General features: G+C 70.4%; 16 protein-coding genes. 11 read left to right on the plus strand and 5 right to left on the minus strand.

What is annotated here, in order from left to right; genetic code table 11:
* Nucleotides 1-190: 190 nt before the first annotated feature.
* The 4 genes from OH804_RS12450 (at nucleotide 191) to OH804_RS12465 (ending at nucleotide 4,311) form a co-directional block, all read left to right on the plus strand.
* Nucleotides 191-988, plus strand: coding sequence for a BTAD domain-containing putative transcriptional regulator (locus OH804_RS12450; RefSeq protein WP_406065195.1), 798 nt, complete (start codon nucleotides 191-193; stop codon nucleotides 986-988).
* Nucleotides 989-1,117: 129 nt separating this feature from the next.
* The gene (locus tag OH804_RS12455; protein ID WP_231392645.1) at nucleotides 1,118-1,528 is read left to right on the plus strand and encodes a TcmI family type II polyketide cyclase; all 411 of its coding nucleotides are present in this window, start codon (nucleotides 1,118-1,120) and stop codon (nucleotides 1,526-1,528) included.
* Nucleotide 1,529: 1 nt separating this feature from the next.
* Complete coding sequence (locus tag OH804_RS12460; RefSeq protein ID WP_196922946.1) at nucleotides 1,530-2,873, plus strand: NAD(P)/FAD-dependent oxidoreductase; 1,344 nt, start codon at nucleotides 1,530-1,532, stop codon at nucleotides 2,871-2,873.
* Nucleotides 2,874-3,222: 349 nt separating this feature from the next.
* A complete protein-coding gene (locus OH804_RS12465) occupies nucleotides 3,223-4,311 on the plus strand; it encodes a hypothetical protein (protein WP_406065198.1) in 1,089 nt (362 codons plus the stop codon).
* A 206-nt stretch (nucleotides 4,312-4,517) separates the two neighbouring features.
* Here OH804_RS12465 and OH804_RS12470 read toward each other — a convergent pair whose 3' ends face one another.
* Together OH804_RS12470 and OH804_RS12475 are read right to left on the minus strand one after the other, a co-directional pair.
* Nucleotides 4,518-5,234, minus strand: coding sequence for an isocitrate lyase/phosphoenolpyruvate mutase family protein (locus OH804_RS12470; RefSeq protein ID WP_406065200.1), 717 nt, complete (start codon nucleotides 5,232-5,234; stop codon nucleotides 4,518-4,520).
* 38 nt (nucleotides 5,235-5,272) lie between these two features.
* Nucleotides 5,273-6,028, minus strand: a complete 756-nt coding sequence (locus OH804_RS12475; protein ID WP_406065202.1) for an SDR family NAD(P)-dependent oxidoreductase — start codon at nucleotides 6,026-6,028, stop codon at nucleotides 5,273-5,275.
* Nucleotides 6,029-6,118: 90 nt separating this feature from the next.
* On the opposite strand from OH804_RS12475, the gene OH804_RS12480 reads away from it, so the two are divergent.
* Nucleotides 6,119-6,709, plus strand: a complete 591-nt coding sequence (locus tag OH804_RS12480) for a TetR/AcrR family transcriptional regulator (protein WP_196922943.1) — start codon at nucleotides 6,119-6,121, stop codon at nucleotides 6,707-6,709.
* 20 nt (nucleotides 6,710-6,729) lie between these two features.
* Here OH804_RS12480 and OH804_RS12485 read toward each other — a convergent pair whose 3' ends face one another.
* A complete protein-coding gene (locus OH804_RS12485; RefSeq protein WP_196922942.1) occupies nucleotides 6,730-7,032 on the minus strand; it encodes a GNAT family N-acetyltransferase in 303 nt (100 codons plus the stop codon).
* 130 nt (nucleotides 7,033-7,162) lie between these two features.
* Here OH804_RS12485 and OH804_RS12490 point away from each other — a divergent pair, with 130 nt between their 5' ends.
* The 3 genes from OH804_RS12490 (at nucleotide 7,163) to OH804_RS12500 (ending at nucleotide 11,322) form a co-directional block, all read left to right on the plus strand.
* Nucleotides 7,163-7,858 carry a DUF1223 domain-containing protein gene (locus tag OH804_RS12490; protein WP_406065205.1) on the plus strand — a complete coding sequence of 232 codons (696 nt, stop codon included), beginning with the start codon at nucleotides 7,163-7,165 and terminating at the stop codon, nucleotides 7,856-7,858.
* Between the two features lie 40 nt (nucleotides 7,859-7,898).
* Nucleotides 7,899-8,297, plus strand: coding sequence for an MmcQ/YjbR family DNA-binding protein (locus tag OH804_RS12495; protein WP_406065207.1), 399 nt, complete (start codon nucleotides 7,899-7,901; stop codon nucleotides 8,295-8,297).
* A 157-nt stretch (nucleotides 8,298-8,454) separates the two neighbouring features.
* Nucleotides 8,455-11,322, plus strand: a complete 2,868-nt coding sequence (locus tag OH804_RS12500) for a glycosyl hydrolase (protein WP_406065209.1) — start codon at nucleotides 8,455-8,457, stop codon at nucleotides 11,320-11,322.
* Between the two features lie 92 nt (nucleotides 11,323-11,414).
* Here OH804_RS12500 and OH804_RS12505 read toward each other — a convergent pair whose 3' ends face one another.
* Both OH804_RS12505 and OH804_RS12510 read right to left on the minus strand, forming a co-directional pair.
* The gene (locus OH804_RS12505) at nucleotides 11,415-12,752 is read right to left on the minus strand and encodes an endo-1,4-beta-xylanase (protein WP_406065211.1); all 1,338 of its coding nucleotides are present in this window, start codon (nucleotides 12,750-12,752) and stop codon (nucleotides 11,415-11,417) included.
* Between the two features lie 341 nt (nucleotides 12,753-13,093).
* Nucleotides 13,094-14,944 carry a family 43 glycosylhydrolase gene (locus OH804_RS12510; protein ID WP_372432996.1) on the minus strand — a complete coding sequence of 617 codons (1,851 nt, stop codon included), beginning with the start codon at nucleotides 14,942-14,944 and terminating at the stop codon, nucleotides 13,094-13,096.
* Nucleotides 14,945-15,494: 550 nt separating this feature from the next.
* On the opposite strand from OH804_RS12510, the gene OH804_RS12515 reads away from it, so the two are divergent.
* From OH804_RS12515 to OH804_RS12525, 3 genes are all read left to right on the plus strand, one after another.
* A complete protein-coding gene (locus OH804_RS12515) occupies nucleotides 15,495-17,828 on the plus strand; it encodes a beta-L-arabinofuranosidase domain-containing protein (RefSeq protein ID WP_406065213.1) in 2,334 nt (777 codons plus the stop codon).
* Nucleotides 17,829-17,988: 160 nt separating this feature from the next.
* A complete protein-coding gene (locus OH804_RS12520) occupies nucleotides 17,989-18,927 on the plus strand; it encodes an SMP-30/gluconolactonase/LRE family protein (protein WP_406065215.1) in 939 nt (312 codons plus the stop codon).
* Nucleotides 18,928-19,059: 132 nt separating this feature from the next.
* Nucleotides 19,060-19,932, plus strand: coding sequence for an endonuclease/exonuclease/phosphatase family protein (locus OH804_RS12525; protein WP_406065217.1), 873 nt, complete (start codon nucleotides 19,060-19,062; stop codon nucleotides 19,930-19,932).
* Nucleotides 19,933-19,963 lie beyond the last annotated feature (31 nt).

Here is a 19,963-nt window from a genome sequence, read left to right on the forward strand (position 1 = left end):
TAGACGGCGCCGCTGGCGTTGACTCAACGTGACCATCATTGATAATCTTCAGATTGGTCAGCCCGGCGGCCTCGGTGGGCGGGGCCGCGCCCGACCACGCCTCCGTCGGCGGGGTCGACAGTGGCGTCGCGGGCAACCGATCCGGGACACAGCAGACAGTCGGGACGAGCGTTCCGCAGGGGGTGCCGCCGTGGCCGCTGATCCGTCCGTGCCGACCGCCGGAGACCCGCCCGACGAGGGCGTCTCACTGCACCTGCTCGGAGGCTTCCGACTCCTCCGCGAGGCCGTGCCGGTCGTGGTGCCACGCGGGCTGCAACGGGTGATCGCGCTGATCGGGCTCCGCCCCGGCGCCACCCGCAGCCAGCTCGCCGGGCTGCTCTGGCCCGACGCGTCGGAGGAACGGGCGCTGTCCTCCCTACGTACCGCCCTGTGGCGGCTCCGACAGGACCCGTGCTGCCCGATGACAGTGGCCAGCGACACCGTACGCCTCGGCCCGGCGGTCCGGCTCGACGTGGACGACCTGGTCGGCACCGCGGCCCGGGTCCGGGACGGCGACGACCCCCGCACCGCGGCCGGGGCACTCGCCGCCGGGCGGTACGACCTCCTCCCCGGCTGGTACGACGACTGGGTGCTACTGGACCGGGAGCGCCTGCGCCAACTGCGCCTGCACATGCTGGAACAGGTAGCCGGGCACCACCTGGCCGCGGGGCGGCACGGCGAGGCCCTCGAAGCGGCGCTGGAGGCGATGGCCGCCGAGCCGCTACGGGAGACACCACACCGGCTGGTGGTCCGCATCCACCTGGCCGAGGGCAACGCCTTCGAAGCGGTGCACGCCTTCTACGTCTACCGGGACCTCCTGCGCCGGGAGTTGCGGCTGGAGCCGAGCCCCGCCATGAGCGCCCTGCTCGACGACACGCTCGCCCCGATCCGGCAGGCCAGCCGCGAGGCCATCACCGACCGCCCGTCACCCGCCGTCCGGCGTACGTGACGCGCCGCCCGTCACCGACCGCCCGGCGTACGTGACGGTGATGTGACAGGTGCTGCGGCACGGTGGGCGCACAGAGCACGTGGCACCGGTCCCCGAGGGGTCGGGCAGGCCACCGGCGGAAGGGGTCCCATGAGTCGTCTACTGATCGTCAGCCGGATCATCCCAGGAGCGGAGGGGCGGGTCGCGCAGATCTTCGCCGAATCCGACGCCACTGAACTCCCCGGCCTGACCGGCGTCACGCACCGATCCCTGTACTGCCTGCACGACCTGTGCGTACACCTGCTGGAGACCTCGGACGACGTCGACCCGGACGCGCTCGCGGCGGCCCGCAACCACCCGCTCTTCAAGCAGGTCAACGAGCGGCTCTCCGCGCACACGTCGCCGTACCTGCCGACCTGGCGCTCCCCCCGGGACGCGATCGCTGGCTGCTTCTACCGGTGGGACGCGGCCGAGGCGCCCACTGCGCGCCCAGCCAGCGCCGACGCGCCCGCTCCACGACCGGCCAGCAGCGAGGCGCCCGCCGCGCACCCGGCCGGCTGACATGTCCGCCGCGCCGCCGCACGTCCTGATCATCGGCGCCGGCACGGGAGGGCTGTGCCTGGCGCACGGCCTGCGCCGCGCCGGGATCAGCGTCGCCGTCTACGAACGACACCGCGACCGCACCGAAGGGCTGCTCGGCTACCGGGTCGGCATCGGCCCCACCGGTAGCCGGGCGCTACGGGAGTGCCTGCCCCCCGAACTGTTCGCCACCTTCCTGGCCACCTGCGCCCGGCCGCCGCACTACTTCAACGTCGTCACCCAGAGGCTCCGCCAGACCGCGACGTTCGGGCTGCGGCCGAGCGCCGACCCGGTACGCACCGAACACTCGGTGGCCCGGATGGTGCTGCGCCAGGTGCTGCTGACCGGCCTGGAGGACGTGGTGCAGTTCGACAAGACCTTCACCCGGTACGAGCAACGCGACGACGGCACGGTCACCGCGCACTTCGCCGACGGCACCAGCGCCACCGGCGACCTGCTGGTGGCGGCCGACGGCACGCACTCCGCCGTACGCCGCCAGTACCTGCCGCACGCCGTCACCCGCGACGCCGGGACGATCAACATCGCCACCCGGATCCCGCTGACCCCGCACACCAGCGGTCTCATTCCGGAGCGGGTTCAGCAGGGCATCTCGCTGATCTTCGGCGTCGGCGGGATGATGGGCGTGCTGCACGTCATGGAGTTCAAGTGGGACGCCGACCGTGCGATCAAGCCCGGCGTCAGCGAGGCCGACGCCGCCCGGCTCCGGGACTGGCCCGGCCTGGCCCACGACACCACCACCGACAACATCAACCTGATCATCTGGAGTGCGGCCAACCGGTTCCCGGCCGACATCATGGAACGCCGCGGCGAGGACCTGGTGCAGGTCGCCCTGAACCTCACCTCGAACTGGCACCCGCACCTGCGGGAACTGCTCGCCCACGCGGACCCGGCCAGCGCCCTACCGATCAAGGTGTCCACCTCCGAGCCGGTGCCGCCCTGGAAGAGCAGCACCGTCACCCTGCTCGGCGACGCCATCCACACCATGACCCCGGGTCGCGGCGTGGGCGCGAACACCGCGCTGCGCGACGCCCGCCTGCTCTGCGCGCAGCTCAGCCGCGCCACCGCCGGCGACAAGACACTGCTCCAGGCGGTCGCCGACTACGAGGCGGTGATGGCGCCGTACGGCTTCGCCCGGGTCGCCGAGTCGTTGAACCGCAGCGGCACCAACGGCGACGACCGGATGTACCGGCCGGTGGTGGGCCGGCTCGCGCTGCTCGGCGCGCGCGGCTACTTCGGAGTGACCAGCCGGGTGCCGCCGCTCCGGCGCCGGTTCGTCGACGAATTCCACACCTACGAGGGTGACTGAGACTGAACCCCGCATCGCCCGACCCGGGCTCGGCGTCCCTCGCCGGGCCCGGGTCGCATCATGTCCGGCGCGGTTGTGCCGGGTCGGTCTCGCCGAGGTCCGTTCCGTACCCGGCTCGATCTCATCGCGTCCGGGCCCTGCCAGGTCACGGTCTTTCCGGTCCTCGTCTCAACCTGTCGGATTCTGGTGTGATTGGGCGACGCTGTGTCACCCGGCAGGCACCGACTGAGGTGGCTGGCCCACCCTCAACGCTGTCGGCCGATCCTCTCTCTCGCCGGCAACACGCGTGTGCGAAGCTGCGGCGAGTTTTTCTCGTGACTTTTCCAACGAGCTGAGAGGGAGGTTCGCCGTGGCGTGGTCTTTCGGACACTCGCTGATACTGGTGCTGGCACTGTTGCTGGGCCTGGCCGCCGGGTGGCTGCTGCGCGGCCGGCGGGGCGTACAGGGCAATTCGATAGTGGATGGTGACCCCGTCGCCGGCCTGGCCGTCATCGAAACGCCCACGCCCGCTGCCACCACCGACGAGGCCCGGCCCGCGGCCGCCGTCGACCCGGCACCCGCCGCGGTCGCCGACGAGCCGGTGCCGGTCGACACGGTCAGCGCGCCAGCCGCGGTGACCGGACCGGACGGTCCCACGCCGGTGCCCGTGCCGGCGGACGCACCGAACACCGCCGACCCGGCGGACATGGCGCTGACCGAGGACCCGCCACCGGTACCGGCGACCGAGCAGTCCGACGTCGAGGAACTGCGTCAGGAATCGACCCCCGAGCCGGTCACTGTCGACGAGCAGCCCGCCCCGGCCGCCGCCGTGGTCTCTCCCCGGCAGCCCGCGGACGACCTCCCGCCCGCCAACGACGCGCCGGTCGCGGCCACCACCGTCGACAGCGCGCCCGCCGACACGACGCCGGCCGACGACGCGCCGGCCTCCGTCGGCGCGGCCGACGATGTGGAGACCAAGGCCACGACTGTGGACCCGGCAGAGGCACCGGCGACCGCCGATCCGTCGGCCGCCGATCCGGCGCAGGCCGACTCCGTGAACGCCGAGCCGGCCCAGGCCGATTCCGCAGTCGACGCTGCGGAGGCCGAGCGGTCGACGGTGGCCACGCCTCCGGTCCGGCCGGTCAGCACCGCGACCCCTCCGGTCCGGTCGGGCTCCGACACGACGATCAGCAGCGTCGACGCCGACCCGACGGGCCCGGCCGACGACTTCCGCCGGATTCAGGGAGTCGGGCCGAAGATGGCGGCCGCGTTGCAGCACGCTGGCGTGCGCACGTACGGCCAGCTCGGCGAGTTGGACGAGCCGGCGCTGCGCGACCTGATCCGGGCCGCCGGCCTGCGCGCCGCACCGGGGCTGGCCAGTTGGCCGCAGCAGGCGCGCGTGCTCGCCGGCGCCGGCGAGGAGATGGCGGCAGTGCTGCCGAACGGCAACCAGGCCTGACCGCCTGTTTTCGAGCCCCCGGCAGCCGTCACTTCGACGGCGCGCCGGGGGCTCGCCCGTAGCTGCCGAGAATCCCCCACGCCACCGTCTCGGTGATCGACTCGGCTTTCAGGAAACCGCGCCATCCACCCGCCCCGGACACCCCGACTTGCAGGAACCCCAGGCCGCGCGGCTGCGCCGCGTTAGCGCGGGAGTGACGTGCAGCCTCAGGCGCGCAGCTCGGCCGCGAGGTCGCCGATCGACGCCATCGCGTACCGCTGCATGCCCGGGCCGAAGGTGATGCGTGTGGCGCCCTGCCGGCCCAGCTCGGCCACGGGCTCCCGGTCCGGTCCGGCGGCCATGTTGATCGGCCCGGAGATGCCCTCCCGCAGCTGCGGGAGCACCTGTGGTGGCGCCAGGATCGGGTAGACGCAGTCGGCGCCGGCCGCCACGTAGAGGCGGGCGCGTTCCACCGCGTCGGCCGGGTCACCCGTCCCGACCAGGAAGGTGTCGACGCGCGCGTTGATGAAGAGATCGTCGCCCGCCTCCGCGCGTACCTCGGCAAGCCAGTCGGCGTGCCGCCGCGGGTCCTTGAGGGTGGCGTGTCCCTCCGAGTCCTCCAGGTTGCAGCCGACGGCGCCGGCCTCCAACAGCCGCCCGACCAGCTCGCGAGGGGCGAGGCCGTAACCGCCCTCGACGTCCGCGGACACGGGAACGGACACGGCGCGGACGATGCGGGCGACCGCCGCGAACATCTCGTCCGGCGGGGTCGCGCCGTCCTCGTAGCCGAGCGAGGCGGCGACACCCGCGCTCGGGGTGGCGAGCGCCGGGTAACCGGCGTCGGCCAGCACCCGGGCACTGGCGGCGTCCCAGGGGCCCGGCAGGACGAGCGGGTCGCCGGCGGCACGGTCGTGGTGCAGGGCACGGAAAGTGGCGGCTGTCATCGTTGGGGTCTCCCGACGGGGCTGCGGAGGGGCGGGGCTCAGGCGGTGTATCCGCCGTTGGAGTCAAGCACGGCCCCGGTGATGTACGAGGCCGCGGGGCTGGCCAGGAACACGATGGCCGCGGCGGTCTCGGCGGGGTCGCTGACCCGTTGGATCGCGAGGCTGGACACCATGCCCTTGAGCATGTCCGGGGACGGTGGCTCCATCCCGGTCAACATCAGCCCGGCCTGCAGCATGTTGACGGTGATGCCGCGCGGCGCCAGGTCGCGGGCGACACCGCGGGTGTAGCCGACCAACCCGGCCTTGGTCGCGGCGTAGTCGGCGAGGCCGGGTACCCCGACGCGGGTGCCGATTCCGGAGCCGATGTTGACGATCCGCCCGTTGTCGCGCAGCACCTTCGCCGCCGCGCGGATGATCGCGATGACGCCGGTGTAGTTGGTGGCGTGCATCCGGTCCAGGATGGCCACGTCGACGTCCGGGTCGTCGACCGTCCTGCCCTGCTCCAGGGAGATCGCGGCGTTGTTGACCAGGATGTCCAGGCCGCCGAGCCGGGTGACGACGTCGTTGATCAGCTGCGGTGCGCGGGAGCTGTCCGCCTGGTCGTTCTGCAGGGCGAGGGCGCGTACCCCCCGGCCCTCCAGTTCCTCCACGACGGCGGCGGCCTTGTCGGCGGAGCCGACGTAGGTGATGGCGACGTCCGCGCCGGCGTCGGCCAGAGCGCGGGCCGTGGCCGCGCCGAGACCGCGGGAACCGCCGGTGACGAGGGCGACCTTGCCGGCAAGAGGCTGTGTCATGGGTTGGTCCTCCAGGCGATCTGGTTATTGACTGATCGGTCCACCATACGTTTGGTGGACCGATCGGTCAATAATTGCTACGCTGGTCACATGGCCAGGCCACGACAGTTCGACGAGGAGCAGGTGATCCGCGCCGTCCGGGACCAGTTCTGGGACGCCGGCTACGCGGCGACCTCGCTGGAAGACCTGGTGCGCGTCAGCGGGCTGGGCAAGGGCAGCCTCTACGGCGCCTTCGGTGACAAACACCGGTTGTTCCTGCGGGCGCTGCGGGAATACACCGACACCAGCGGCGGCTACCTGCGCGAGATGCTCGCGTCCGCTCCCCGCGCCCTGGACGCGCTGCGCGCGTTCGTCATGGCGCCGGTGAACGACCCGGGCGGAGCCGCCGCTCGGCGCGGTTGCCTCATGGCCAACAGCACGTACGAACTCGCCACCAGCGACCCCGACGTTCTCGCCGAGGCGCGGCGCACCTACGAGGCGACAACCGCCCTGGTCGCCGAGAGCGTCGGGCGGGCCCAGGACGAGGGTGACCTACCGCGCGACGCCGACCCGGTGGAGACGGCGCGCGCGCTGCTCGCCGCGCAGCAGGGGCTGGTGTTCATGGGGCGGACCGGGCTGGACATCGACACCCTGACCGCGACCGCCCGCACCCTCGCCGCCACGCTCCTACCGGACGCCTGACAACGCCCGGCGGCGCGCGCTTATTTGATCTTGCGGGTGGACCGGACCACGATGCTCTCGTACTCCGGGTGCTTGACCACCCAGTCGGCGATGAACGGGCAGATCGGCACGACGGTCCGACCCTTGCCCCGGGCGTCGTCCAGCACGGCCCGCGCCAGCGTCGACCCGACGCCCTTGCCCTCGTACGCCGGATCGACCTCGGTGTGGGTGTAGGCGATGATCGCGCCGGTCAGCTGGTAGGTGACGAACCCGACGACCGCGCCCGACTCGTCGCGCGCCTCGAAACGCTCCCGCGCCGGCGCGTCTGTCACGGTGAACTGCACCCGACCATCCAACCACCCGGCCTGGCGGCGCTCCCGGCGAGGCCGGCAGGGACGCGGCGCCCCGCGCATTGTCGCTGCCGAAACGGGAACGCAGCGCCGCCGGCCAGACCGTGGGAGGAGACACGCCACCATGACGAATCCATCGGCCGACGGCGGCTTCGCCGTCGTCGAGATGTTCACGTCCCAGGGCTGCAACAGCTGCCCTCCCGCGGAGGAGTTGCTGAGCGAGATCGAGCGCGACGCACGGGACCGGGGACAGAACGTCTTCGCCCTCGGTTTCCACGTCGACTACTGGGACGACCTGGGCTGGCCCGACCAGTTCGCGGACGCGGCGTACACCGCGCGGCAGGAGGCGTACGCCCGCGCGTTCGGCACCCGAGGTCTGTACACCCCACAGATGGTCGTCAACGGCACCGTCGAGTTCGTCGGTTCCGATCGCCGGCGGGCGGCCGGCGCGATCATGTCCGCCGTGGCCGCGACCGCCACCACACCACTGACGCTCTCCATCGCCAACCTGGGCAATGACCGGGTGATGGTGGACTACCGGGCCGAACGGCCGCCGGAGCGCGCGGTGTTGCACGTGGCGGTCGTGGAACGGGATCTGACCAGCGACATCGCCCGGGGCGAGAACGCCGGGCGGACGCTGCGGCAGGACAACGTCGTACGCGCCTTCCGGTCGGTGGGCCTGGACGCCGAGCGGGGGCAGATGGAGCTGGCCACGCCACCTGATCTCGATCCGCGGAACGCGAGCGTGGTCGGCTATGTCCAGGAGAACGGCGAACGGGCGATCGTCGGCGCCACAGCCGTCGAGCTGTCCACCGCGTAATCTCGGCGCATGCGGATGGTGCGCGGTGCGAGGGGGTTCGGTGGCTGACGCGGACGACGTACGCCGGGTGGCGTTGGCCCTGCCGCACACGGTGGAGATTCCCAGTGACGGCTTCGACTTCCGGGTGGCCGACAAGGGTTTCGTCTGGTCCTATCCGGAGCGGATACCGGGCAAGCCTCGGGTGATCCGGCTCGACATCGCTGTGCTGTTCGTCGGCGACGAGGCCGAGAAGCAGGCTCTCCTGCTCGGGGAGCCCGAGATCTTCTTCACCACGCCCGGCTACCACGGCCTGCCCCTGGTGCTGCTGCGCCTGGCGGCTGTCGACCTGGACCGGCTGACCGAGCTGGTGACCGACGCGTGGCGGATGCGTGTGCCGGACTCGCTGGTGAGCGACCGTGAGGGCGAACCGCTGGGGGACCGTGCCGCCGCCGGCAAATAGCGACATCAGCACGCAACGGGTTGGACACATTGACGGGGATCTCGGTACTCCATTACCGTTGCCGAGAGAGCGCTCTCTCACCTGACCTTCCCCCCAATTCAGACGCAAAGCGCTGGACCCGGCAAGGGCCGCACCCGGCGCGCGCGATGGAGGCACGATGAAACCTCCCGTCCCCCACCGCCGATGGGCCCTGGCCGCCGCCACCGCGCTGGCCCTGGTCGTCGGCGGCCTCGCCATCCCCGTCACCCGCGCGGCCGAAGCCGCACCCGTCGGCGCCGGCAGCTACACCACCACCCCGGTCGGCCCGCTCCCCAGCGGCTGCGGCGCGATGTCCAGCAACCCCCGGCAGTTCGCCACCGCCAACGCGCCCACCGGTCCGATACCCACGAACGACTGGTGGTCCTCCCTGCTGTGGAAGCGCACCGACTGCTCCTTCAGCGAACCGCTGCACGCCCACCCGATCTCGTACGACACCTTCGGTGACGGGCTCGGCTTCTCCGCCAACTCCACTCCCGCCATCAGCGGCACCGCCACCGGCGTCGGTGAGTTCCACTACCCGTACGTGCAGGACATCCGGGTCGGTGTGGCCGGGCTCGCCGCACCCCTGGTCAAGGTCGACGGCTGGACGGACTGGACGGTCAGCCCGCACTGGAGCGACGGAACGCGCACCATGCGCGCGACCATCGGCCACGGTCTGCCCTTCGCGTACTTCCAGACCACCGGCGGGAACGCGCAGATCAGCACCGCCGGCACCCCCGACGTCTGGTCCAACAGCGGCGCCACCATCGGCTTCCGGGTCAACGGCCACGACTACGTCGGGTTCGCGCCCAGCGGCGCCAGCTGGACCGTGGCGTCGGGTCGGATCTCGTCCACCCTGGCCGGTCGCGGTTACTTCTCCGTCGCCCTCCTGCCCCCGACGTCGAGCGCGACCGAGCGCGCCGCGCTGGCCGCTACCTACGGCCGGTACGCCCACGCCCACGTGACCGGCACCCAGGTCTCGTACGCCTACAACCCCGCGACCAGCGGCCTGACCACCACATACGCGTTCACCACTACCGCCCGGGAGGGCACCGCCACGCAGACGGTGGTCAGCCTCTACCCGCACCAGTGGAAGTCGCTGAGCGGCTCCACCGCGATCACGCCGACCTACCCGTCGGCGCGCGGCCGGATGAAGGTGCTCACCGGCGTCAACCAGTTCCGCACCGCCATGAAGTTCCAGGGCATCCTGCCGGAGCTGCCGGCCGTCGGCGACGGCAGCGGTGGCGACCTGGCGACGCTCACCGGGCACCTGGCCGCCACCCGCGCCAACCCGATGGACCAACGTGGCAACGACACCTACTGGACCGGCAAGGGGCTCGGCCGGGCCGCGCGGATCGCCGAGATCGCCGACCAGGTCAACGACGTCACGACGCGCGACAGCGCGCTGAACGCGATCCGCAGCACGCTCACCGACTGGTTCACCGCGTCCAGCGGCAAGACCAGCCGGGTCTTCTACTACGACAACAACTGGGGCACCCTGATCGGCTACCCGGCGTCGTACGGGTCCGACCAGGAGCTCAACGACCACCACTTCCACTACGGCTACTACATCGCCGCTGCCGCGACCCTGGCGAAGTTCGACCCGACCTGGGCGGCCACCAGCCGCTACGGCGGGATGGTCGACCTGCTGATCCGGGACGCCAACAACTACCGTCGCGACGACACCCGCTTCCCGTACCTGCGGGACTTCGACATCTACGCCGGCCACGACTGGGCGTCCGGGCACGGGTCCTTCGGCTCCGGCAACAACCAGGAGTCCTCGTCGGAGGGGATGAACTTCGCGAGCGCCCTGATCCAGTGGGGGCAGACGACCGGCGACACGGCAGTCCGCGACGCCGGCGTCTTCCTCTACACCACGCAGGCCGCGGCCATCCAGGAGTACTGGTTCGACGTCAGCGACCAGAACTTCCCCAGCGCGTTCGGGCACTCGACGGTCGGCATGGTCTGGGGCGACGGCGGCGCGTACGCCACCTGGTTCAGTGGCGAGCCGGAGATGATCCAGGGCATCAACCTGCTCCCGGTCACCGGCGGTCACCTCTACCTGGGCAACAACCCGGCGTACGTGCGGACCAACTACGCCGAGCTCGTCCGCAACAACGGCGGACAACCGACAGTGTGGCAGGACATCCTCTGGCAGTTCCAGGCCCTCGGCGACCCCGACACGGCACTGGCGAACCTCCGCGCGAACCCGGGCTACACCCCGGAGGAGGGCGAGAGTCGGGCACACACGTTCCACTGGATCCGCAACCTCGCGGCCCTCGGCAATGTCGACACGACCGTGACCGGCAACCATCCGCTGTCCGCGGTCCTCTCCCGCAACGGGGCTCGCACCTACGTGGCGTCGAACCCGACGGCGGCGCCGATCACTGTGACGTTCTCCAACGGCACCACGCTCACCGTGGGAGCCGGCAAGACGGCCACGACCGGGGCGTACACCTGGAGTGGTGGCAACGCGGCCGGCGGCGTCCCCCCGACGACGCCGACAGACCCGCCGCCGACGACCACCCCGCCGCCGACGCCGGGCAACCCGACGCGGTACCTGTTGCCCGGCGGTGGGTTGGGCGCCGCCGGTAGCGCGGCCACGACGACGGTCGCGGCGGCGAACGGAAACCACGACGGTACGCCCACCAACGCCCAGGTCTTCACGGCGACCGGCCTCAACCTCGCCTACGCCGGCGGGCAGACGGCGTTCGACCTGTTCGTGGACGCCGGGACGGCGGTCGGCAACGGCGTGCAGGTGCGGATCTCCTACGACCTCACCGGCAACGGCAGTTGGGAACGGGTGGAGACGCTGCGTTACTTCGCCACCGACCCGGTCACCGGCTACGAGCACTACACCCAGAACGCCGGCCTGTCCTCGGCCACCGGCACGTTGGGCGCGCTGAGCAACGGCACGGTCCGGGTGGAGGTGTGGTCGGCTATCGGCAACAACCCGACCACTGTGGGCATCGGCAATCAGTCGGTGCTGCGGCTTCCGTACTCCTGATCGACCTGATCGTCGCGACACGACGTCGGCCGGTGTGGAGGACCAGTATCGGTCCCCCACACCGGCCGACGTGTGCGGTCAGTCAGTCGTGCTCAGGAGGCGGTGCAGGTCGGCGTGATGCCGGCCCCACTGCCCGTGCCCTGGAAGCCGAACTCGGTGACCTGGCCCGCGCCGAGCCGGCCGTTGTAGTCCACGTTGGCGAACCGGACCGTGCCGCTGGAGCCACTGGCCGTCGCGCTCCAGGTGTTCGTGACACTGGCACCGCTCGCAAGCGTGGCGCTGACGTTCCACCCGCTCGTTCCGGCGGAGCCGGCGGTCACCTTCACGGTGGCCACGAAACCGCCCGTCCACGAGTTCAGCGACACCGACGCCGAGCAGCCACCGGTTCCCGGCGGCGGGGTGGTCGGCGGGTCCGTGGGGATGGCGGGGCCGGCGTTGAGGGCGTTCAGAACGCTGGTGTACGCGGCCTTCTTGTTGCCGTTGCAGTCGAACAGCAGGGCGTTGTCGGACCCACGCCACGAGTCGCAGTCCCGCACCCCCCACACCGTGATGCCGGTGCAGCGGGAGACGTTCATGCAGGCGCGGGTGACGGCGCCGAAGATGTTGGCCTGGTTGCCACCGGTCATCACGTCCAACTCGGTGATCTGCACATCCACACCGAGATCAGCGAAACGCTGCAGGTTGGCCTGGTAGTCACCGGCCAGCGAGGTGCCCAGGTGCGACTGGAAACCCACGCAGTCGATCGGCACGCCACGGGACCTGAAGTCCCGCACCATGTTGTAGATGCCCGTCGACTTCGCGTTGATCCCGTCGGTGTTGTAGTCGTTGTAACACAACTTCGCACCCGGATCCGCCGCCCGCGCCGCCCGGAACGCCGCCTCGATCCAGTCGTTCCCGGTGCGCTGAAGGTTCGAGTCCCGACGCCCGCCACTACCGCCGTCGGCGAACGCCTCGTTCACCACGTCCCACGAGTGGATCTTGCCTCGGAAGTGCGTCGCCACCTGCGTGACGTGGTTGATCGCCGCGTTCCGCAACGCGCTGCCGGACATGCCCTGCGCCCAGCCCGGCTGCTGCTGGTGCCACAGCAGCGCATGACCCCGCACGCTCATGCCGTTGGCCTGCGCGTGACTGACCAGACGATCACCACCGGTGTAGCTGAACCGACCCTGCTGCGGCTCGGTGGCGTCCCACTTCATCTCGTTCTCGGCCACGACACTGTTGAACTCACGGTTCAGGATGGTCGCGTACACGCTGGTCGAAAGCTTGCCCGTCGCGACGGCCGCGCCGAAGTAGCGGCCCTTCTCGGCCGCCGAGGCCCGGAGGGTCGTGCCGGCGCTGGCCGTGGAGGTCAGCGTCAACGTCATACCGGCGGCGAGGGCGCCGGTAACGGCGATGGTCACCGCCGCTCGCAGGGCTCTTCTGTGATTCATGCGGATTCCTTCTCTGTGGTGGTGCAGCGATGGAGACGCACGCCCGAATCTGCTCCTGCGACATCGGAGACGTCAGCAACGGTCGCCGTCGCGGCAGCGGGTGCGGGAAAGTCCTGACCCGACGTCCGGCATGCCCTGGGCGGACGTCACGGGTCGAGGTGCCACAGCAGGTTCGCCCGGTGAACCACAGGTGCGGCCGCCCTCAACCATCGACTGTGAGCGATAACATGCCGTTCGTCAAGTCGTCACCAACCACGCCTGGCACCTGTCGCCCCGTCGCAGTGGCCGGGCACGTCGCCGTGCTGCCGGAGCCGCGCCGAGCACGGCTCCGGCAGCACCCGTCACTGGAACGAGGCGTCGTCGACGAGGAGGCTGTCGGTGCCCTCGGCCGTCTCGACGTAGAAGGCGGCGCTGGTCAGGGTGCCGCTCCACGACACGGTCGTGGTGCCGGTGAGCAGGGTCCAACCGTTGACGTTCACCCCGACCGCCGGGGTCAGCTGGAGGTAGTTCGTCGTGCCGTTCGCGGTCAGCGACAGTGTCGCCTTCGCCGACGGGGTGCCGCCCTGTGCTCGTACCCAGACGTTCGTGGTGTAGCTCTTGCCGTTGGTGAGCTTGCTGGTCACGTCCTGGCTGGGGCCGTTCCAGGCGCCGGTCCGGCCGGTGATGGACAGCGACCCGGTACCGCCGTGCGCGACTGTGGTGTTCCTGGCGAGCGTTCCGCTGCCGTGCACACCCCAGCCCGTCGTGCCGTTCTCCACATCGCCGTTGGTGATCAGGTTGGTGGCGCTGCCGCCGCCGGTGCCGCCGAACTGCCACCAGTTGATGTTGAACAGGTTGCCGCTGCCGCCGGCGAAGCGCAGGTAGAGATCATGGGTGCCGGTCGCTCCGCTGACCGAACAGGTGCTGGTGGTCCAGGTCTGCCAGCCGCCGGTGCCACCCACGGTGCAGGTGCCCACGGTCGGGCCGTTGGCGCTGTCGAGGCGTACCTCGATCCGGCCGCCGCTGGTTGCCGACGCGACCCGGGCGCTGAACGCTGTCGCACCCGCGCCGAACGCGACGCCCTTGACCTTGATGTAGTCGCCGTTCTCGATCCAGCCGACGTTCATCCCGCCCTCGCTGGACACTTCGGTCTCGATCCCCGAGCCCCACGCGATCGTCTCGGCCTCCTGCCGCACGTACGGGTTCAACGTGCCCACCTGCGGGGCACCCGTACTCGTCATCGTGATCGTCGGGAACAGACCATTGCTGGTGTAACTGAACTTCTCCACAGCGACCGAACGCGTGTAACCACCGCCACCGGGCAGTGCGCCGTTGTGATAGAAGAAATACGAACCACCCTGGAAATCGATCACACCCGCGTGATTGGTGAAACTGGCGCCCTGCCGCGGCATGATCGTTCCCCGATATGTCCACGGCCCCGTCGGTCCCGTGGCCGTGGAGTACGCGATGAACTCCGAGCAACACTCCGCCGCGAACACGTTGTAATACAACCCGTTGCGCTTGAACACCCACGGCCCCTCCTCGTAGAGGGTCGGCCGACTCGCGTTACCGCTACGGGTACCGAACCCCGCCGTGGTGAGCGGGATACGCGTCGCGCTGCCGGAGAACGAAATCATGTCCGGGTTCAACTTCACGTACCACAGACCCGGGTTACCCCAGTACAGATAGGCCTGCCCGTCATCGTCGATGAACGCGTGCGGGTCGATTTCGTTGTTGCCGACCAGTGGCCGACCGAGCGCGTCGCGAAATGGCCCGGTCGGGCTGTCCGCCACCCCGACGCCGATGACCATCTGCCCGTTGGAGCGCTGGCGCACCGGCACGTACCAGTAGAACTTCCCGTTACGGGGAACGACCTGCCCGGCCCACGCGTTCGCGTCCGCCCACGCGAACGTCGCCAAATTCATTGGCGAGCCGTGATCGGTCCAGTTCACCATGTCCGCGGACGAGTACACCCGCCACTCACGCATCGTGAAGTAGGTGGACCCGTCCTCGTCATGTCCGGTGTAGAGGTACACCCGGCCGTTGTGCACCATCGGCGCCGGGTCGGCTGTGTAGATGTTCTGGACGATGGGGTTGTCGGCCTTGGCCGTACCGGGGATCAGGGCGAGGACGCAGGCCATGCTGGCCAGCCAGGCGATGACCCGCCTGGCCCGGCGGGTGGCCCGGGTTGTGGTTCGATCTTCCACCTTCACGATTACTCCCACAGAGAGTGCGCCGTGCGCGATGCCTGACTGGGTGACGTGTTAGCGCTAACAGGTTGTTCCTGAGGACCCCTCCCCCGTCTGACCTGGATTTTTGCGGGTGCGAGATGACAGTCGTAACCACATCGCAGCAGTGATGTATCGACGTTGACATCGATAAGTTACGATGCACCGTACTGAGCGGCCGGGCGAGCGTCAACGGAAGAGCAGTCCTCGACATCCGTCACGCACGGTTACGCTCCACTGGTCGCAAGGCCGGCGGGTGTCCGTTTCGGACCATAGCTGCCATCTGAGCCCGGCACGCCAGGTCAGCCGCTCCGAGGGATGAGTCGGCGAGGCGCCTTGGGGGTTGCGGGCGTGTTAACGACCAACTATGTTAGCGATCACATCGATGTGCCGCGATAAGCGCAGGGGTGGGCACCCAGCGTCCACGGCGCCCCCGTCCCACCACCCACACCGCACCCGTCGCCGGCCCTCTGCCGCCGACGATCCCCCGCCATCGATGGCGGCCCCGACGTACCCGGCCACCTGGAGGTTCCCCATGCCACCCCCATCCCTCAGCCGCCGCCACCTGCTTCAGGCCGCCGGAGCCACAGTGGCGCTCTCCGCGGCCGGCACCGCCGTCTCCCCCGGGAGCGCGTCCGCCGCCGTCGTGCCCCCGGTCCGGTCCGACATCGGCGTCTCGGCGTACGCGTTCGACCTCGGTCAGGTGCGGCTGACCTCCGGCCGCTGGATGGACAACCAGTCTCGGACGCTCAACTACCTGCGGTTCGTCGACGTCGACCGGATGCTCTACAACTTCCGCGCCAACCACCGGCTGTCCACGAACGGCGCCGCCACCAACGGGGGCTGGGACGCACCGAACTTCCCGTTCCGGACCCACATGCAGGGCCACTTCCTGAGCGCGTGGGCGTACGCGTACGCGGTGCTGGGCGACACCACCTGCCGGGACAAGGCGAACTACATGGTCGCCGAGTTGGCCAAGTGTCAGGCCAACAACGGCGCCGCCGGCTTCGGCGCGGGATACCTCTCCGGCTTCCCGGAGTCCGACTTCAGCGCGCTCGAGGCACGGACGCTGTCCAACGGCAACGTGCCCTACTACTGCATCCACAAGACCCTCGCCGGGCTGCTCGACGTCTGGCGCTACATCGGCAACACACAGGCCCGTACGGTGCTGCTGTCACTGGCGGGCTGGGTCGACACCCGGACGTCGCGTCTGAGCTCCAGCCAGATGCAGTCGATGCTGGGCACCGAGTTCGGGGGCATGAACGACGTGCTCGCCGACATCTACCAGCAGACCGGCGACAGCCGGTGGCTCGCCACCGCACAGCGGTTCGACCACGCCGCCATCTTCGACCCGCTGGCCTCCGGCCAGGACCAGCTCAACGGTAAGCACGCCAACACGCAGGTGCCCAAGTGGATCGGCGCGGCCCGTGAGTTCAAGGCCACCGGGACCACCCGTTACCGGAACATCGCCAGCAACGCGTGGAACATCACCGTCGGCGCGCACACCTACGTCATCGGCGGCAACAGCCAGGCGGAGCACTTCCGGCCGCCCAACGCGATCGCCGGCTACCTCACCAACGACACCTGCGAGCAGTGCAACACGTACAACATGCTCAAACTGACCCGGGAGCTGTGGCTGCTCGACCCGAACCGGGCGGACTACTTCGACTACTACGAGCGCGCGCTGATGAACCACCTGATCGGCGGACAGAACTCGGCCGACAGCCGCGGCCACATCACCTACTTCACCCCGCTGCGGCCGGGTGGTCGTCGGGGTGTGGGCCCGGCGTGGGGTGGCGGCACCTGGAGCACCGACTACAACTCGTTCTGGTGCTGCCAGGGCACCGGCCTGGAGATCAACACGAGGTTGATGGACTCCATCTACTTCTACAACGGCACCACGCTGAGCGTGAACCTGTTCACGCCGTCGGTGCTGAACTGGACGCAGCGCGGCATCACCGTCACCCAGACCACCAGCTTCCCGGTCAGTGACACCACCACCCTGACCCTGAGCGGCTCGATGAGCGGCTCATGGAGCATCCGGGTGCGGATCCCGTCCTGGACCAGCGGTGCGACGATCGCCGTCAACGGCACTGTGGAGAACGTCACCACCACACCGGGCAGCTACGCCACGGTCACCCGCACCTGGGCCGCAGGCGACACCATCACCGTGCGGCTGCCGATGCAGGTCGCCATCAAGGCCGCCAACGACAACGCCAACGTCGGCGCGATCACGTACGGCCCCGCGGTGCTGGCCGGCAACTACGGCAACACAGCCCTGAGCACCCTGCCCACCCTCACCGTCTCCTCGATCACCCGGACCAGCACCAGCTCGCTCGCGTTCACCGCCAGCGCCAACGGGTCCACTGTGAACCTCGCCCCCTTCTACGACGCCCACGGCTACAACTACACGGTCTACTGGAACACCAGCGGAAGCGGCGGCCCCACCGGCAGCTACCGCCTGGTCAACGTCGGCACCGGGCTGGTCCTCGGCGTGCAGAACATGTCCACCGCCGACGGCGGTCTGGCCGTGCAGTGGGGCGACAGCGGCACCGCGGACCACAACTGGGTGGTCATCACCGACGGCAACGCGGTCCGGTTCCGCAACGTGCACAGCGGCAAGGTCCTGGGCGTGGAGAACATGTCCACCGCCGACAACGCGCGGGTCCTGCAGTGGGCCGACAACGGCACCGCCGATCACCGGTGGATCCTCGTCGACAACGGCGACGGCAGCTACAAGATCCGCAACGTCAACAGCAACAAGCTGCTCGGGATCCTGAACGGGTCAACCGCCTGGGGAGCGCAGGCCGTGCAGGATTCCGACAACGGCAGCGCGGACAACCGGTGGAGGCTGGTCCGCAACGCCTGACAGCCGCCCCGCTCGACGGGCTCACCGGCGCGGTCACCCGAAGGCCGCGCCGGTGACGCCGGGCGGGTGCCCGCCAGCGGTCGTACAGTGGGGAGGGTCCTGGCCCCAGTGAACGTGGCGGACGTGTCGGCTCGTGCCGCTTCCGCCCGGAAGGAGCACAGTGAACCGCCCCCTCCGCACCACGCTCGGCGGCGCGTTGACCGCCGCCATGCTGGTCACCGTCGCCGTCGCGCCGGCGCAGGCGCACCCCGCAGGGCGGCCGCCGACCGTCCTCGCCCTTCCCGACGGCTTCCAGCCCGAGGGCATCGCCACCGCCGGCCGGTACGCCTACTTCGGCTCCCGCGCGACCGGCGCCATCCAGCGCGTCGACCTGGTCACCGGCCGGGGCACGACGATCGGCGCGGCCACCGGCACGCCGTCGCTCGGCCTCAAGGTCGACCCACGCGGCCGGCTCTTCGTCTCCGGCGGCACGGCTGGCGACGCGCGCGTGCTCGACACCCGCACCGGCGAAGTCCTGGCCCGCTACCAGTTCGCCACCGCCCCGACGTTCGTCAACGACGTCGTGCTGACCCGCGACGCCGCGTACTTCACCGACTCGAACCGGCCGGTGCTCTACCGGCTGCCGCTCGGTCGCGGCGGGGCGCTGCCTCCCGCCGACGCCTTCACCACGATCACACTGACCGGCGCGTACGAGCAGGTCGGCACCGGCGTGAACCTCAACGGCATCGCCACCACACCGGACGGCCGGGCGCTGATCGTCGTCCAGTCCACCACCGGCACGCTGTACCGGGTCGACCCGGCGACCGGCGCGAGCACCGTCGTGGACGTGCCGGGCCACACCTTCACCAACGGCGACGGACTGCTCCTGCTCGGCCGCACCCTCTACGTCGTGCAGAACCGCCTCAACCAGGTCGCTGTGGTCCGGCTGAACCACACCGGCACCGCCGGCACGCTCACCAGCATCATCACCGACCCGACCTTCGACGTGCCCACCACCGTCGCCAAGTCGTTGGGCAGGCTCTACCTGCCCAACGCCCGGTTCACCACACCGCCGACCCCCACCACGCCGTACACCGCCGTCGCGGTCCGCACCCACTGACCGACCCGAGGGGGCACCCGCCGCGGGTGCCCCCTCTCGGCCCGCCGCTCTGGATCCCGATCGCCGATCGGCCGCCAGTAGGATCACTGGTACCTCGGCGATGACTGTCGCCTCGTGCACCCCGGAGTCCGTGTGGCCGCCCGTTCGTACCGGTTCCTGCGCCGCACCCTGGCGGTGGGCTGCCTCCTCGCCGCCGCCGCACTGCCGGCCACCCGGCCGACAGCGCCGCCGACCGTCATCGCCGACGCCACGGACGCCCCGCAGCCCACGGTCCTGCTGATGCTCCAGCTGAACCTCTGCAACAGTGGCCGCGCCGGCTGCTACACCGGACGAGCAATGGCCAGGGCCGCCGAGGTGATCACCGCCGAGGCACCCGACCTGGTCACCCTCAACGAAATCTGCGCGGGCGACCTGTCCGCCCTGCACGGCGTGTTCCAAACCGTCCACCCTGGCCGGACCGTGGTGGCCGCGTTCCAGGCCGCCGGCGACCGCCCGAGCGGCGACGACACCCGCTGCCGCAACGGCCAACGGTTCGGCATCGGGCTGCTGACCCACGTGCGGACGTCGGCCACCCCGCACACCGTGTACGCCGGAACCCACCCCACCCAGGACCTCGCGGACCCCGAGGAACGAGCCTGGCTCTGCGTCGACGTCGACGGCGCCCTGCTCGCCTGCACCACGCACCTGTCGGCCACCGGCTACCGCATCGCGCTCACCCAGTGCGACCACCTGCTCGACACCATCCTGCCGACGATCAGCCGCGACGCCGGGGACGAGCCCACAGTGCTGGGCGGCGACCTCAACCTGCGCGCCGGGCACGACCCCGACGTGCGGTCCTGTACACCACCGGGCCATCAGCGGATCGACGACGGTCGGCTGCAACACATCACGGCGACCACCGACATCACGCTCTGCTGTCGCGAGCTGGTGCCCATGCACGGCGCGACCGACCATCCCGGGTTGCTGGTCACCCTCACCATCGGCCCCAGCCGCCGGCCGGCCTGATCCGCGCCGCGCGGAAGGCGGGGCCGGCCGC

This window comes from Micromonospora sp. NBC_00860, assembly GCF_045207375.1.
In the GTDB taxonomy this organism is placed as follows: domain Bacteria; phylum Actinomycetota; class Actinomycetes; order Mycobacteriales; family Micromonosporaceae; genus Micromonospora; species Micromonospora vinacea.